This is a genomic window from Mucilaginibacter sp. P2_A5 (assembly GCF_056404995.1).
In genome coordinates, this window is record NZ_JBFUCY010000023.1 from 19,242 (window position 1) to 35,640 (window position 16,399).

General features: G+C 41.9%; 16 protein-coding genes. 9 read left to right on the forward strand and 7 right to left on the reverse strand.

Annotated elements, in window-relative coordinates:
• Window positions 1-29 precede the first annotated feature (29 nt).
• Together AC1DXF_RS19850 and AC1DXF_RS19855 are read left to right on the forward strand one after the other, a co-directional pair.
• A complete protein-coding gene (locus AC1DXF_RS19850) occupies window positions 30-332 on the forward strand; it encodes an RNA recognition motif domain-containing protein (protein WP_090651108.1) in 303 nt (100 codons plus the stop codon).
• A gap of 279 nt (window positions 333-611) precedes the next feature.
• On the forward strand, window positions 612-5,408 hold the full coding sequence (locus AC1DXF_RS19855; RefSeq protein WP_477450441.1) for an NHL domain-containing protein: 4,797 nt from the start codon (window positions 612-614) through the stop codon (window positions 5,406-5,408).
• Between the two features lie 68 nt (window positions 5,409-5,476).
• Here AC1DXF_RS19855 and AC1DXF_RS19860 read toward each other — a convergent pair whose 3' ends face one another.
• Entirely contained in the window at window positions 5,477-5,821 is a 345-nt protein-coding gene (locus AC1DXF_RS19860; protein ID WP_477450442.1) for a hypothetical protein, read from the reverse strand.
• A gap of 755 nt (window positions 5,822-6,576) precedes the next feature.
• Between AC1DXF_RS19860 and AC1DXF_RS19865 the strand changes: the two genes are divergently transcribed.
• A complete protein-coding gene (locus AC1DXF_RS19865) occupies window positions 6,577-6,873 on the forward strand; it encodes a hypothetical protein (protein WP_477450443.1) in 297 nt (98 codons plus the stop codon).
• 69 nt (window positions 6,874-6,942) lie between these two features.
• Here AC1DXF_RS19865 and AC1DXF_RS19870 read toward each other — a convergent pair whose 3' ends face one another.
• Entirely contained in the window at window positions 6,943-7,644 is a 702-nt protein-coding gene (locus AC1DXF_RS19870) for a S24 family peptidase (RefSeq protein WP_477450444.1), read from the reverse strand.
• Between the two features lie 192 nt (window positions 7,645-7,836).
• On the opposite strand from AC1DXF_RS19870, the gene AC1DXF_RS19875 reads away from it, so the two are divergent.
• Window positions 7,837-8,031: a hypothetical protein gene (locus AC1DXF_RS19875; protein ID WP_477450445.1), complete on the forward strand. Its 195-nt coding sequence runs from the start codon at window positions 7,837-7,839 to the stop codon at window positions 8,029-8,031.
• Window positions 8,032-8,364: 333 nt separating this feature from the next.
• A complete protein-coding gene (locus tag AC1DXF_RS19880) occupies window positions 8,365-8,775 on the forward strand; it encodes a hypothetical protein (RefSeq protein WP_477450446.1) in 411 nt (136 codons plus the stop codon).
• A 205-nt stretch (window positions 8,776-8,980) separates the two neighbouring features.
• Here AC1DXF_RS19880 and AC1DXF_RS19885 read toward each other — a convergent pair whose 3' ends face one another.
• Entirely contained in the window at window positions 8,981-9,319 is a 339-nt protein-coding gene (locus AC1DXF_RS19885) for a hypothetical protein (RefSeq protein WP_477450447.1), read from the reverse strand.
• Between the two features lie 245 nt (window positions 9,320-9,564).
• On the opposite strand from AC1DXF_RS19885, the gene AC1DXF_RS19890 reads away from it, so the two are divergent.
• Complete coding sequence (locus AC1DXF_RS19890) at window positions 9,565-9,876, forward strand: hypothetical protein (protein WP_477450448.1); 312 nt, start codon at window positions 9,565-9,567, stop codon at window positions 9,874-9,876.
• A 220-nt stretch (window positions 9,877-10,096) separates the two neighbouring features.
• The gene (locus AC1DXF_RS19895; RefSeq protein ID WP_477450449.1) at window positions 10,097-10,459 is read left to right on the forward strand and encodes a hypothetical protein; all 363 of its coding nucleotides are present in this window, start codon (window positions 10,097-10,099) and stop codon (window positions 10,457-10,459) included.
• Window positions 10,460-10,841: 382 nt separating this feature from the next.
• Here the strand turns inward: AC1DXF_RS19895 and AC1DXF_RS19900 are convergent, their stop codons facing one another.
• The gene (locus tag AC1DXF_RS19900; RefSeq protein ID WP_477450450.1) at window positions 10,842-11,681 is read right to left on the reverse strand and encodes an AraC family transcriptional regulator; all 840 of its coding nucleotides are present in this window, start codon (window positions 11,679-11,681) and stop codon (window positions 10,842-10,844) included.
• A 152-nt stretch (window positions 11,682-11,833) separates the two neighbouring features.
• Here AC1DXF_RS19900 and AC1DXF_RS19905 point away from each other — a divergent pair, with 152 nt between their 5' ends.
• Window positions 11,834-12,337 carry a lipocalin-like domain-containing protein gene (locus AC1DXF_RS19905; RefSeq protein ID WP_477450451.1) on the forward strand — a complete coding sequence of 168 codons (504 nt, stop codon included), beginning with the start codon at window positions 11,834-11,836 and terminating at the stop codon, window positions 12,335-12,337.
• Window positions 12,338-12,465: 128 nt separating this feature from the next.
• On the opposite strand, the gene AC1DXF_RS19910 is transcribed toward AC1DXF_RS19905, so the two are convergent.
• The 3 genes from AC1DXF_RS19910 to AC1DXF_RS19920 all read right to left on the reverse strand — a co-directional run bounded on the left by AC1DXF_RS19910 (window position 12,466) and on the right by AC1DXF_RS19920 (window position 15,674).
• Window positions 12,466-14,700, reverse strand: a complete 2,235-nt coding sequence (locus AC1DXF_RS19910) for a tetratricopeptide repeat protein (RefSeq protein ID WP_477450452.1) — start codon at window positions 14,698-14,700, stop codon at window positions 12,466-12,468.
• Between the two features lie 222 nt (window positions 14,701-14,922).
• Window positions 14,923-15,129, reverse strand: a complete 207-nt coding sequence (locus AC1DXF_RS19915; protein ID WP_477450453.1) for a hypothetical protein — start codon at window positions 15,127-15,129, stop codon at window positions 14,923-14,925.
• 212 nt (window positions 15,130-15,341) lie between these two features.
• Window positions 15,342-15,674: a YnfA family protein gene (locus AC1DXF_RS19920; protein ID WP_477450454.1), complete on the reverse strand. Its 333-nt coding sequence runs from the start codon at window positions 15,672-15,674 to the stop codon at window positions 15,342-15,344.
• A gap of 94 nt (window positions 15,675-15,768) precedes the next feature.
• Between AC1DXF_RS19920 and AC1DXF_RS19925 the strand changes: the two genes are divergently transcribed.
• Window positions 15,769-16,359, forward strand: a complete 591-nt coding sequence (locus AC1DXF_RS19925; protein WP_477450455.1) for a TetR/AcrR family transcriptional regulator — start codon at window positions 15,769-15,771, stop codon at window positions 16,357-16,359.
• The last annotated feature ends 40 nt before the right edge of the window (window positions 16,360-16,399 follow it).

Consider the following 16,399-nt stretch of genomic DNA (forward strand, 5'->3'; position numbering starts at 1 on the left):
GTACCTTTATGCAAATTTTAAAGACATTGATGAAAGTATTTATTGCAGGGCTTCCTTTAGAAGTAGATGAGGCCGAATTAACAGCAGTTTTTGGTGATTTTGGGCCGGTTAAGTCCCTCAGGATCATTAAGGACCGCGAAACAAAAGAGAGTAAGGGTTTTGGGTTTGTAGAGATGGTGAACGATAACGAAGCGAAAGAAGCGATAAGATGTATGAATGGCGCAAGTTATTACGGACGCAGGATTACGGTTAACATAGCCGAAGACAAAGGTCCTGGTTTTAACGGCGGTGGCAACACTGGCGGTGGCAAAGGCGGTTTCAGGCGCAACTAAGAGCTTTAAAATTTATTCTTTTTTAAATATTAGCCGGCATTCGTCCGGCTTTTTTTTGTGCAAAAATTAAGGTTAAACCGGCCCTGCTTTTCTTCTTTAAATACATGGTTTTTAATTTGATTATTTGACAGATAAATACCTAATTTAGTATTACTTATCAACCACTACCTTCGGCTTTTGTATTTAAAGTATATTATATGCCTAACCTATACAAATCTTTAAACTTTGGTACATATAAGCCCTTATTGCTTTGGTTGTCTTATAAATTAGCATAATCAAGTGGGGGCATCTGTAAAAGCGTTGGCCATTATAGTTTTACTGTTATTTACGGTATTCATATCTTTTGGCCAGCCCCCGGATATCAGTTACACCGCTCCGCCTGTTTTTACAATCGGTAAAACTATAAATATATTAAAACCTAAAAATGAAGGTGGCGTGGTTCCGGCAAATGCATATGGAGGTGTCAGTACTTTGGCAGGTAGCGGCCTTATTGGCAATGCAAACGGGCAAGGTGCGGTGGCATCATTTCATGTGCCTGTAAGTGTTGTTACCGATATTGCAGGCAATGTTTATGTGGCCGACTCTAAAAATCACCAGGTCAGGAAAATTACGCCTGCCGGAGAAGTGTCTGTATTTGCAGGCGACGGCTCACAAGGAAATGTTGATGGTAAAGGCATTGCCGCCAGGTTCTCGGTCCCGGTATATATAAATAAAGACGCGGCAGGCAATCTATACGTGGGCGATGGCTTAAACTCAAGCATCAGGAAAATTACCATGGCGGCAGACGTATCATCTGCTGCAACAGGCATATATCAGCCTTATGGCGTGGCTGTAGATGCGTTGGGCAATTTGTTTATATCGCAAGCTTTTAACCACGTTCTCTTAAAAATCACCCCTGGTGGCGTAAAAACTACATTTGCAGGCAGCGGAAACAGGGGAACACAGGATGGTAAAGGTACAGCAGCAAGTTTTAATGTCCCTACAGGACTTGTTGCAGATGCTGCAGGTAATATATACGTTGCCGATGGCGGAAATTCTATAATCCGCAAAATTGCTCCCGATGGTACGGTAAGCACGTTTGCCGGCAACAAAAGTATAGCCGGCGCTATTGATGGTAAAGGCATCGATGCAAGCTTCAAGTCGCCAAATGGTTTAACAATTGATGTATTGGGGAATATATACGTTGCCGATACGGGGAACAATCTCATACGCCGGATAACACCCGATGGCGTGGTAACTACCGTGGCGGGCAGTTCATCCGGTAAGGTTAACGATATCGGGAAAAAAGCAAAGTTTTTTGCTCCGTTGGGTGTTGCCGTTGATGCCTTAGGCAATTTGTTTATAGCAGACCAAGGCAATAATATAATAAGAAAAATACAGGTAACCGGATACTGCATTGATAAACCTTTGCCTGCCGGATTGATTTTTGACCCGGCAACGGGGGCCATCAGCGGCACCCCTGCAGAAGTATCGGCGCTTACCAAATATACAGTTACGGCCTATAATTTAAGTGGAGAAAGTAGTTTCCCGCTCATGATAAAGGTAAAGACCAATGCTTTGCCCCCGGTGGTTAGTGCGCCTGATATTAGCTACAGCACCCCTAATGTGTACAAAAAAAATTCACCCATTGTACCGTTAAAGCCAACTAATAGCGGCGGCGAGGTACCTGCAACAATTTATGGCGAAACTACCGTATTTGCTGGTACCGGCAGAAACGGCACTGCCGATGGTGATGGCACCCAGGCACAGTTTACAGAGCCGTATGGAATGACGACCGACGCCGAAGGCAATATTTACCTGGCCGATGCCGATAATTACCGTATCCGTAAAATTACCCCGGAGGGTATGGTATCAACCCTGGCGCCCGATGGAATTCCGGGAGGGCCTAATTTTGCTTCGCCCAAATTTAACCTCCCGTATGGTATTGCCAGAGACGCGGCAGGTAATTTGTATGTTGCTAATTATGCAAGGCATAACATATTAAAGATAATACCCGACGGAACAATTTCAGTGTTTGCCGCCGGCTTATTAATTGGAACGCCCCTGGATGGGCAAGGTACGGCTGCCAGTATTATTAACCCTAACGCCATCGCTATAGATGCTGCCGGTACCCTTTATGTATCTGACGGTAGTAACCTTATTCGTAAAATTTCGCCTACGGGCTACGTATACACATTTGTGGGTAGCGGCGCCGCAGCCACTGTGGATGGAAAATACAATGCAGCAAGCTTTAACAAGCCGGCAGGGATTGTGGTTGATGCCGCAGGCAACCTGTATATTGCCGAACAAGGGGGCAATGTTATAAGAAAAGTAGGCCCTTTTGGCGATGTAACAACTTTTGCAGGAAGCGGTACATTTGGTGCCGGCGATGGTACGGGCGCGGCAGCAAAGTTTGCTTTTCCAACAGGTATCACAATTGATAAATCGGGAAACCTGTACGTAGCCGACCGGGGCAACGGTACGATAAGGAAAATAACGCCCGACCAGGTGGTTACCACCATTGCAGGCGGAGGGCCAAGGGGCACCCAGAGTGGAGTTGGAACAGGTGTTTATTTTAGTAGCCCGGCAGGCATTACTTTGGATCCCGATGGCAATTTGATTGTATCTGAATTCGACGGCAATTATTTAAAAAAAGTAATAACCACGGGTTACATTATTGATAAGGCCCTGCCCGCCGGTTTGGTATTTGATCCTAAAACAGGCATTATAACAGGAACACCGACAGTTTTATGGCCACCTACCGATTATAAGGTTACAGCTTATAATGCAGGGGGCAGCAGCAGTTTTACCCTAAACATTGAAGTAAGAGAATTTGTGGGCAACATTACCGCATCGGCAGTAACGGGAGATATAAATATTTGCGAGGGCTCACCTTCAACTTACTTACAGTTTACGGTTGAGGGTACAAATTTAGCCGCAAATATAGATGTTACACCTCCGGCCGGTTTCCAGGTATCTGCCAGCCCAGCGGCGGGCTATAGTGATTTTATGTTCCTGGTATTGCAGGGTAATAAAGTTAAGCCCATAACACTGTATGTGAAATTAAAAGACAATCCGCCAGCCGCAACATATGCAGGCGATTTGATATTATCATCGGCCGGTGCAGGAAATGTTAATGTGCCGCTTACGGCCCAGGTAAATAAATTACCGGTAGCTGACCCGGTTACAAACCCGCAGCCTTATTGCGATGGCGCAGTAACTTCACCCATAGTTTTTACGGGTACCGGCGATGTTTATAACTGGACAAATAATAACCCGGCCATTGGCCTGGCGGCTGCCGGTACAGGAAATATATCTTTTACAGCGGTTAATAAAACCAGTTTGCCTTTAATAGCTACCATAACTGTTACGCCCAGTTCGGCCACAGGCGCAATGTGTGCCGGTAAACCGGTTACTTTTACCGTAACAGTTAACCCCGCGGCAACGCCAACAGTTGTCATAAACCAGGTTAATATACCATGTGCCGGCCAGTTGGTATCTTTTAATGCTACGGCAGCCAATGCAGGTTTTAATCCCGCCTATCAATGGCAGGTAAACGGGGCAAATGCAGGAACTGATAACGCAGTTTTTGCCAGCAGCACTTTACAAGCCAATGACGCAGTTACCTGTACTGTAACCGCCGCGGGCCTGCCTTGCAGTACACCAGTAATGTCAAATATACTCAGGGTATTTTATAAGCCCGATGCTGCCCCGCCAACGGTAAGTATTGATAAGGCAGGTGACATTAGCGGCTGTGCGGGCGGTGATTTTGTGTTTACGGCTATTGTAGTAAATGAAGGCCTTAATCCAACTTATCAATGGCTTTTAAATGGCTTGCCGGTTGTTAACAACCCTGGCAAAACTTATACCACTAATACGTTGGTCAATGGCGACGTGGTAACCTGTGCAGTTATCAATAATGATGGCTGCACACCAGTTGTTTCACCGGTATCGGCGCCGGCAAATATCATTATCACACCGGTGCAGGTAAGTACTGTAACCATCAGTTCATCGGTGGCTATGCCCGTATGTGCAGCCAGCACGGTTACTTTTACCCCATTGCCTGCCAACTATCAAACATCAGAAGGCTTACCAACCTATGTTTGGTATTTAAATGGCGCCCCTGTTGGCAGTAATAATACCTATACCACCAATGCCCTTACCGATGGCGACGAGGTGTATTGCCTTATGACTACATATGGTAAATGTGTTGCGCCTGCGCCTGTTCAATCAAATGTAATTAAGGTGTTAATAAAGCAGGCTGTTTCGCCAACGGTTAGTATCAGTCCAAACGGGACAATCAGCTCGTGTTTGGGAGCTGCGCTTTCTTTCACCGCTACCGCCACAAACGCGGGCAGTATCCCAACTTATCAATGGATGGTAAACGGGCAGCAAATTAATAATCCGGGCAGTGTATATGCCACCAGTATGTTGGCCGGGGGCGATAAAGTAACGTGCGTGGTTGTAAATAATGATGGTTGTACACCTGTTTCTTCGCCGGTATCTGAAGCCGCCAATATTATTGCCGATCCTGTTCAGGTGAGTACGGTTACCATAGCGGCATCTGTGCCCATGCCTGTATGCCAGGGTAAAGAAATAACCTTTACACCTACACCGGCAAACTATCAAACAGGCAGCGGTGCACCAACGTACTTATGGTATGTAAATAGCGCGCTGGTAAGCAACAGCGATACTTACACTACTAAAATGTTAGCTGATGGCGACCAGGTGTATTGCGCTATGACTACTTATGGCAAATGTGTTGCCCCCACGCCGGCCCAATCAAATACCATTGATATAAGCCTTACGCCCGAAGTTGGCTGTATAATAGCGCCTATAGTTATCCCCAATGCTTTTACGCCCAATGGCGATGGCCGTAATGATACCTGGAACATACCTGCGCTGGCAAATTATCCGGGCTGCATAGTAAGCGTGTTTAACCGTCACGGTATTTCGGTATTCAGATCAGTAGATTATACAAAGGCCTGGAACGGAAATTACAACAACGGCGTAGTACCATCCGGAACGTACTATTATATTATCGAACCCAAAAAAGGGCAGGCAAAATTGTCCGGGTATGTAGTTGTCATAAGATAGCACGATAAAAAGCAGAGCAAGCAAAGCCCGCCGCCTAAAGCAGGTCGCTTTTAACCTGGTAAAGATAATTAACAGGCCTGGGATAAGGCTGCGCTATTGACGTTGAATTTGTTCAATAAGTTATCAAGTTTGCTATTCAGCTCATTTAACTGAATTTTACCTTCGTTAAATGCCTGGGTTAGTTGTGCTATTTCAAGCTCAATTTCTGGCAAAACGGTGGTTTTGTTTTCAGGTTTCCCCTCCCTAAGCTGTTGCTGGTTTTCCAACGCGTTAATTTTATATTCGGCAGCGGTAAGCAGGTAAAGTTGTTGCACATCATCGGTATAGATATTGTTACTTACTTTACTAACTTGTTGTTTGTTAAAGATTACTAAAATAATTGCGGCAACTATACCACTAATTAAAAGCGACATTACAGGATCCATCTTTATTCTTTTCTCTTCGTTTATAATTTTAGTTTGCCCGGTTTTGGAGTATCAACCGTGGCATTGGCTGAAATAAATATATGGTTATTGTGTACGAATATTTAGTATGTGTTAATAAATTGGTCAAATGTTAATAACTATGGCCTAAATGGGCCTTATTAAGTGGTTTATAGCCGATAGTCACGGTATTTATTGGAATTTGCCGGGTGATTTTTACCTGTTAACAAATTGATTTAATCAAGCCATTTTTCGTAGTAATAAAATCTTAGCCCTGGCAATGTATCCAATTTTGGGAATAGCTTTTGTATAGTCTGGTTATAGGTGCTGGTATAAGCACTACAAGAAATTTATTATGGTATGCCGCGTAAATGGTGGATTGTTGTTTTATTTAGAAATTGATCGTTGCCGGGCATGGGCATGTTTAGTTTGCAACTGTGTTATTACCAGGCAAACTAAAAAAGCCAGCATTCCGTAAAAAAGAATATTTTGCAAGACACTGCCAACGCTGAGTTGGTCGGAGATAAATTGTGATGCCCTGCTTGCCATAATGTGTTGCTATATTAGATAAACGAAGTGCTTATTAAATTGTTATACAACTTTTAGGAATTTTATAAAGGTTTAAGCTTTTATTTTAGTACAAATACCGGTGCAATATAAATTCGATTGTTGCAGGGTAGTAGTCCGTTTGTTTATATCTTTGCCAGGGTATATAAATAGCGGGCATTAAAGGTAAATAATAAATTATGATTCCCGAAGAATTTTTGAAACAAATAAAAAAGGAATCGGCTGATATCGGGGGTTTAACTAAGCGCAATTACTTCGTGCACCTTGATAAATTGTTTAAAATGTTGGCTTATGACGGCAATCGTTTAAATAAAAAGCACAACCTTATGATTACTCCTTACCTGCAATATTTAAGTAATACCAGCCGGGACGATTTCAGGGAAGGCCTGTCCCAGGCCGAAGTTGACGAACTGGTTGAGAGTGTGAAGACAGACCTCGACTGTATCATCTTCAGAATGAGCCCTCCTTTAGCTTGAATGCAGCATCTGCATACCCCAAATCTGTACATCTGAAATTTGAAATTCTGCATACAAGTTCTTTTCCTATTAATGATTATGCTTTTTATGAATGTCTTTTACCAGGCAAAGCTTTTTGATATCGGCAACGTTGATAGGGAAGGGGGCATACTTAAGGCGGTTACCCACCATCTCGGTAGTATTATCTGAGTGTGCTATCACTTCATCCGGGTTATCGCCGGCCAGCAGCCTTTTGTACATGCGATAATCGCCCCATTCAATGTAATATACTTCGCCGGGTAATATCTTCTTATCGTGAATTATTTTTAAGGCTACCCAGCATCCGTTCTCCAGGTACGGATACATGGAGTGCCCCCAAACGGGTAATGCAAAATCGCAATCCTCGATACCCGGAAAGTTCATGCGCCCCACAGGCTGGGAATCATTTATATCATTATACACCTCAACGCCCGACGCGGTTGCAATAATTTCATACATCGGAATCCCTTCTTTTGCTTTATTTTCTGTATTTTTTTCTTGATTTAATGCTGTTGTTTTGCCTGATATGAATTCCTTGTACTTTTCTTTAAAAATTCTGAATTTATCGGGATCGATATTTTGCCTGCTTTTTACAATTTCGGTAATGGAACTGGGCGAGTTAAAGCCTAACGCCTCCGCAAGCTGCGCATTGCCGGCAAATGCTTTTCCTTTCAATTGAGTATATAATATAATAAACTCCAACGTTTCCGGGCGAATGGTTTTGATTTTGTTTGGTTTTAATGCATTATCCATGATAAATATTATTTACAGATTTTTCTTGATTATGTTAAAGATAATTCTTTATATTTGTCCTGTTCTCTTCTGCTAATTTAAGATAAATTAAATCAATAACAAATTTAATTACATAGAATTTAAAGAAAGTTAATACAGAAATATTTAATCAATTAATAACAAGAATCTACAATAATCCAAAAATCTACTCATATGCATATTGCTTACTCAGCCTTAAACCAACCAAATGCAACGGCAGCATTTTCATCACAATCCAATAATGATAACAGCGATTTGCCCGAACCGCTGTTGCGTTACCAGGCTTACCTGGCTGCCTGCCAAAAACTTAGTAAAGAGATTATCGCCATTCAAAAATACAGCCCCGGCTGGCAGCCCGCTTTCCGGTGAGCAGTTTGCAGTTGCCGGTTTGCAGATAGCAGTTGCCAGTTTGCAGATAGCAGTTTGCAGTTGCCGGTTGGCAGATAGCAGTTTGCAGATAGCAGTTTGCAGTTGCCGGTTTGCCGGTTTGCAGATAGCAGTTTGCAGTTGCCGGTTGGTAGATAGCAGTTTGCAGTTGCCGGTTGGCAGATAGCAGTTTGCAGTTGCCGGTTGGCAGATAGCAGTTTGTAGATAGCAGTTGCAACTCTTTACGATGGCAGGTCTCACCAAAATCGACCAATGAACTAATGAACAAGTGAACCAATGAACCAAAAAAAGTGAACCAATAAACTAAATAAAAAAATGAAAATTACACAAAAACTAAAAGACCAATTATGGTGGATGATCATATCTGTTGATTATAATTATAGCCGCATAGCCATTGCCGACCATGAGTTTGCCGACGACATGCTAATCCTGTGGCTGGAGGATAAGCAGGATTTTAAAAATTCGCTGGATGAATGCTTGCAGCTTGATATAAAAGGGCGCGACTTTGCAAAGATCATTAAGGCCGAGAACCTGAACAGCTACGAGGGCAGTAAAATGCACCCCACGAAAAATTTTGTTTATAAAGCCCGTATTGAAATTAACAGCCCGCTTAAATGGTACCAGCAGGATGCTTCGGGCGTTGAGCAGCAATGGGCGCGCGAAGCAACATTAAAAGCTATACTTACTCAACTTGTAGAAACAGAAGCCGCCGGAAATTACGACTGATATATGCTAATTGGCATTTTAAGCATATGTTAAATAACTTAAACATGGGCGAATGCATTGTTATTACGGTTTATTTTTTGGGAACAGCTAAAAACGTTTAAACCCTGCACGGTAAATATTTACTATGCAGGGTTTATTGCCTGTCAATCTAAAAAGCATGGATTTTTTAAAAGGTTACCTGGTAAAATCAATTTGGCTGGTTAGCTTATTTTACTTTTACCTGTTGTTGTTCTTTTTCCAGTTGCTCTATCAACTCCTCTACCTCGCTTAGCACCTCTGCGGGCTGGCTGGCATAATTGAGTTTGCGGAAACGCCACTGGGCAAACGCTGGTTCCTGGAAACGGTTTATCAGTTTAAAAAATTTGGGAAAATTGTGCACTTCTTCCAGCAATACGCCGGTAACAATGCCATTATTATCCAGTATCTCGCGAATGGTATATTCCTTATCCCGGGTTATCCAAATCTCAAAATCGCGGCGTATCTCTTCGCTTTTTTCGGGATCTATCTTATCGTTAATGCAAATTACCTTATCTCCTGGTTTCATAGTTTTATAAGCGTTTTAAAATGGTGTTTGTTTTCGCCATGTTAAGTCAATACAAAGTACCGCTTTTTAAAGCAAATTTTAAAAACCCTTGCGCTAAATTACGGCGTAATAAAGTAATTAAATAGTGCCGGGCAGGGCCTTTATTTAACCATTCATTAAGCTGTTAACAACTTTTATTAAATAAGCCGTAACCAATAGTTTCAATTAAGCGTATTAACATCAGTATTCAAATTTATTTTAATGTTATGGACGCTTTTTACTTTTTCGCAATCCTGGGATCGGCTGCTGTATTTTTAATATTACATTTTGATAAACAACAGCGCCGTAAAGTAAATAAAATGCTACATCAAACCAGCGATGTTGAGCCATTGTTGCTGATGCAAAGCCTTGGCCAAAAACTGGATAGGTTAAATAAGGCCCTCAGTAAAACCGCTGCACCCGTAAATGCCGAACAGCAACTTCAGAAATTTACCTCCGATTATAAATCAGGCCGGATAAGTATTACCACCTACAATAAACACCTCAGCGAATTATTGCGCACGGTAGAAGTTCATTAGTTTGTTGGTTCATTAGTATCGCTTTGCAAATAGGGTAGGCGCCTTCTGTAGTTCATTAGTGTCGTCGGAAGACTTACGAAGTTTTAAAAACTTCGTAAGTCTGGTACTCTCCTGCCGGAAAGCTTTTTGTCCTGCATGCCCACTATGCCCGCGTTCCAATGACCAATGAACCAATGACTAATAAACTAATGAACAAATTGTTTATTATTGCAGGCATAATATGTCTGACGAAGCAATAATAAAACGGTTAAAAGTAATTGTACAGGAACATGGCGGCCAAATGGGCTTAGCCACTGCTATCGGTGTCGACCAGGGTTTTATCAGCAAGGTGGTTAACAAAAAGCAGGACATCAGTTATTACCTTATCCGTAAACTTTGTTTCCAGCTTAAATACTCACCCGAATGGCTCATTCTTGGTACAGGCGAAAAAAAAATCAATAAGCCCGAGTCGGCCAAGCTCATTACCGAAATACAAATGATGCGTACCGAAGTAGATATTCTTCAAGCCAGGATGCGCGCTTATGAAATGGAACTAAAGGAATTACGCCAACAGCTGCAGGGCAATGATAGAAAAGCGGTTTAGTAAGTAGAAATTCAAAAATATAGTGGCCGGGTTTCGTGAAGATGCCCGGCTTTTTCATTTATATTCTGTGATGTATAAGTAGCTGTCTAAAAGCGAGTTTTATTTATTGCCGTTGACTTTAGTCAACGGTAAAAGAAGGTATCATTGCTGGCTTTAGCCAAATTATTCAGTGGAATTTGGCTAAAGCCATTTGCCTTTTAGTCATTATTCCGTTGACTAAAGTCAACGGCAATGATTTCTATATGTGACATAAATAATCTAAATCAAATTTAGACAGGTTCTAAGATATATTAATTAATTTTCACATATATTCTTTTATCAAATAGAAATCAATGAGTTAGCTTTAAGCTTTGTGCATTCTGCTTTTAGCTTCTATATATTATCAGCAAAATTGCTTCTTGTATTCGGTGGGGCTCAATCCTTTATATTTTTTGAATATTTTGTTGAGGTGACTTTCGTCGGCAAAATTGAGTTCGTTAACAATTTCGTTTATACGCATATCACTGTGTAACAACCTCATTTCAATCAGCCTTATTTTATACATCGAAATGTACTGCTGTAACGTATCGCCGGTTTGTTTTTTAAAATACCGGCCCAGGTAGCTTAACGAAATGCCAAAATGCAGGCCCAGGTTCTCGGCCCGCAGCTTTTTGGGGTCGAATATGTTTTCCTGTATGTAATGCAAAATCTCCAATACTGTTTCGCCTGTATTTTCCTTAATGTTTTTAGGGAGTTTTAGTGCTATGTTGCGGGCAACTATCGTGATAATGGTATTCACTATCTGGGTAATAATGGTATCGCAATAAATTTGTTGATTTGTTTGTTCCTGGATAATGCTTTCAATCAAATTGGCTATCAGCGGCTTATCAACTTTGTTTTTTAAAATGCAGCCCGGCCGGTGACTTGCATTTTGAAGGATATACTCCATCCTTTGTACCAGGGCTTTATCTTTTGTTGCATTGTTTTGCACGTAATATTCATTAAACCGCAGGAAAAAGAATTTGGTTACCGTATTTATTTCAAATGAATGTGTATCCTGCGGGGTTAATAAAAACAAATTTCCTTTGCGGTAATTGAATTTGTTTTTGTTGATGAACTGCACACCCGTGCCATCCACAATATATATCAGCTCAAAAAAGTTGTTGCTCCTTGTTACCCTGGGAAAATGCTCCAGTACTTTAAAATCAACTTCAAACGGACGGTATAAATTCTCTTTTCTCATTATTTCAAAAATACAGAATTAGTGAAAAAACTTACAGGATATGCATGCCAAAGTCTGTATAAATTTGCATCGTCAGAACGAATTTAGATGTACTATATAGACATTTAAGTTATACAAATAGAACATTAAGAGATAAAAAATTAACAAAAATCATGAAAAAAATAACATTTATGCTGCTGGTTGTTTTTGCAGCAACTAACCTGCATGCCCAGGAAAATAAGAAGCCATTAACCGATGAGTTAACAGGTACCTGGGTGCTTGTATCTGTTGATAATATTTACCCGGATGGCAACAGGATACATCCTTATGGCGATAACCCGCAGGGGCTGCTGATATTTGATGCTCAGGGAAATTACGCCATCCAGATTTATAAAGCATTACGGCCGCAGGTTGCATCGGGCGATAAAAATAAGAGTACACCCGAAGAAAATGCTGCAATGGTGCAGGGCAGCAATGCACATTTTGGCAGGTATTTGGTTGATGAAAAAAGCAAAACCATTGTTTTTAACATAGCCCATGCATCGTTCCCTAATTGGGAGGGTACTGTACAAAAGCGCTCATACACCTATACGGGCAGTCAAATTAAATATGTGGTAACGCACACCACCCAGGGCGGGCAGGCTGTTATTGCCGAGGTTGCCTGGCGCAGGTTGTAATAAATGGGTTAAGTGGACAGTAAAGCCATTTGTTTTTTATCTCGAGCTCCAGGCTAAATGCTGAAGTCAATCTAAGCTTAGCAAGTTGATATTATCGTAAACTTTTGCCACGACCCATGAACCATCAGCTATTTGCAATATTTAGCTATAACAGCCGGCGCCTCTTTCGATCCAAATTCGGCGGCTTTGTTCATGTCGGCGCAGGCGCCCAGTTTATCGTTAAGGGCTATTTTGGCCAGGCCACGTTGCAGGTAGGCGCGGGCGTGTTTAAGGTTAAGCCTTATGGCCTGGTTACAATCAGCAACAGCGCCGGTGGCATCTTTTAAATTTACTTTGGCTGCGGCGCGGTCGGTATAGGTATCGGCGTTGTTTGGGTCGGCTTTTAGGGCTGCCGTAAAATCTTCATTAACACCTGGTGCGTCGCCCAGGTAGCTTTTGGCAATACCGCTATGTGCCAGTGCCTTTGCATAAGCAGGGTTAATATAAATGGCGTTATGATAATCATCGGCTGCGCCGGCATAGTCTTTTAAAATGAGTTTTAAATCGCCCCTGAATAAAAACGTTTCTTCGTTTGAGAATATCGAAACTGCTTTGTCAAGATCTTTCATCGCGGCTTTATAATTACCCTGTTTGGTTTCTACATAACCCCGGTTTTGATAGGGTAACGCGGCAGCATCAGATGTAGAATCGATTTTTAGCGATGTATTAAAATCGGCCATGGCGCCTGTGTAATCCTCTTTGCCGGCCTTAACCAACCCGCGTTTAAGCAATATGGCCGTGTTTTTAGGGTCTTTGGTTAAACCGGCATTATAATCGGCCATGGCGCCGGGAATATCGCCTGCTGCAGCTTTGGCCTCGCCACGGTGCAGGTAAAAATTTGAATTGGCCGGGTTTAAGGTAATGGCCGCTGTAAATAGCTGTATGCCGTTGGGCGTATATTTATAAAAATCGGTCACCTTGCCCAGGCGCATATATGCTTCTTCTTTTTTAGGCGCTATGGCTATTAGTTTTTCAAAATCCTTTACCGCGCCATTTTTATCATTCATTTTATCTTTTTCAATAGCGCGGTTTAAATAGGCATAGGTGTAATTAGGGTTTACCTGTATGGCTTTTGTATAATCATTTATAGCGGCTGTCATATCGCCAAGGTCGCGGTGGGTGTCGCCGCGTACCAGGTAGGCCTCGTCGCTTTTGCCGTTGATAGCTATGGCCAGGGCCAGGTCGGCCATTACACCCGTGGTATCCTTCATGGCCAGTTTTGCTTTGCTACGGCTTATGTAGCCAATAATATTTTTAGGGTCAATAGCTATCGCGGTATCTGCATCCAGCTTGGCCCCGGAAGCATCGCCTGCAGATAGCTTTGCATATGAACGGCTTTGATAGGCTTCGGCGGTTTTGTTACCCAACAAAATCGACTTGTTAAAATCGTCCATAGCGGGGGCATAATTTTTCATGTTGCTTTCAACAATACCGCGATACAGGTATAGCAGCGCAAACTGGGGGTGCTGTGCAATCGATTTATTAAAATAATCAAGCGCCCCTTTGTTGTCGCCCATTTTGCTTTGGGCGTTTGCCAGGTAAAGAAATACGTTTTTGAGTTCGGGGTTTATAGAGGCGGCCATTTTATAATCCTCAATAGCTCCTTTAAAATCCTGTAGTTCGGCTTTGGCGTTTGCGCGATATAGATAGGCCTCGCCGTTTTGCGGGTTCATGCTGATGGCCGTTGTATAATCGGCCACAGCTCCGTTTTGGTCGCCTATGCTGGCTTTTGCGCCGGCCCGGTACCCGTAAACGGCGCCTTTTTTAGGATTTAATTTAATGGCGATATCGTAATCGTCAATAGCGGCAGCATAATTTCCTTTGTTGTTTTTAGCAAGGCCGCGGTATTCGTAAATTTCTGCGTTGTTGGGTGAAAATTGTAGAGCTATAGTAAAATCGGCAATGGCGCCGGCATAATCCTTAAGGTTTGATTTTGCGTTGCCGCGATAAAGAAACATTTCGGCTGTTTTTGGCCCCAATGCTATCGCCCTGTTAAAATCATCAATGGCTGCCTGGTAGTTTTGAATGTTGCTTTCGGCGTTGGCTTTATAAAAATAAGCGGTTGTAAAATCAGGCTTTAGTGTAATGGTTTTGGCGTAATCGGCAATAGCCGATTTAAAATCGCGGAGGTTGCCGTTTGCATTTGCGCGATAGAAATAGGCATCGCTGCTTTTATCATTTAGTTCGATGGCACGGGTGAAATTCTGAACAGCCCCCTTATAATCTTTTTCATTAGCCCTGGCATTTCCGTTTTGAATATAGGTGCCTGCTGTTTGGGCAAATGTAGTAATGGGTAAAAGTAGGAGGAATAGGACTTTTTTCATTTAAGAAATGGCTGCTAATCAAATGTCGATAAAAATACCGATAACGGTAGAGCAAAGGCCATACCGAAAGCCAATGTATTAAAATTTACGCTAAAATACCCATGGAAATAAAGTGTGGAGGAAATTTGGGGCATAATAGCCCCATTTGCAGTAGCGCTGTTGAGCAGCGCGGACAGTACCAAATTAACGGCGATAGTTTTCGGGCAAAAGAGTTGTTTTGTATTACTCTTCCAATATTTGGCCCCTTTTTTTACCATAAGTGATTACAGCAGTACAAACCAGGATGCAAAAAATGAGCCCGATTTCAATACCGATGTGGCTTAAAGGTATACTGCCCGCGTTTTTAGTCAGTAAAATGCCCGCGTCCGGCAATAGCAACCCAAATAGCGGGAAGCAAAAAAACATTCTCAATATTATTAATTTTTCCATAATTATTAACATTTAGTATGATTATACTAAGGTAGTGATTATTTTGTTATTATTTAAACAATAATTAAAATTTAACTGTAGTACAAATCAAAACATACTTTGTTTGCCTTTCTGGGGTTTTTTAAATAAAATATTTTATGTGGTTGGGGCCTTGTGCTGTTAATTAATCAGCCTAAAGTATGCGGCCGGTTTTTGAAAGGTGCTGCCGGTGTTTATTTGGTGCGTGGCGTGAAAATTATAATACAGGCACCTGCCAAAGCTACCAGGGCGCCAATTATATCATACTTGTCGGGCTTAAACCCGTCAACCCGCCAGGCCCATATCAGCGCCATTAGTATAAAAATACCACCATAAGCAGCATAAACCCGGCCGAAGCCTGCCGATTGCCATGTTGCTACTATGCCGTAGCCCGCCAGTATAATGCCGCCCAAAATACCATACCAAAGTGGTTTATCTTGTTTTAACCATTGCCAGATAAGATAGCCGCCGCCAATTTCGCACAAACCGGCAAGTATGAAAACTACAAGGGAACGCAGGATATTCATAGTGCAAAATAATAGTTTTTGAAGAGGGATTTTGATATTGAAAAAAAAGAAAAATATATTTTTAAATAAGCGAACGCTCACTTATATTTATTGCATGAGACCGCGCGATGAAAACAAGGAGTTATTGATACGCCAAAAAGCTATAGAAATGATAGTTGAGCATGGCGTTGATGGTTTTGGTGTAAATAAACTTGCCAAGGCAGCGGGTGTATCGCCGGCTACCATTTACATTTATTATAAGGATAAAGACGATTTGATAGTTCAATTGGGTATAGAAGTTGCCGGCAAAATGATGGATTACAGCTTTAAAGATTTTAGCCCGGAAATGGACTTTGCCGAAGGGTTACAAATACAATGGCGCAACCGCATGGCATATTTTATAAACTTCCCGCTCGAGATGGAGTTTATTGAAATTATGCGCTATACACAATATTATGAAGAAGCTACTAAAACCATCACAAAAAACTTCGGGTCGGTGTTAGGCCCGTTCATGCAAAATGCCATAAAAAAAAAGCAGATTGTTTCGCTGCCATTTGAGGTGTACTGGTCAATTGCTTTTGCCCCTTTATATCAGCTGATAAAATTCCATTTCCAGGGGCGTACTTATGTAAACAGCAGCTTTAAACTGAGCGAGGAGTTGATGATGCAAACGCTGCAATTGGTTTTAAAAGCGCTTAAACCATAAAAAAGAGTGGCTGATAACAATGAATATTTCTGACAATAAA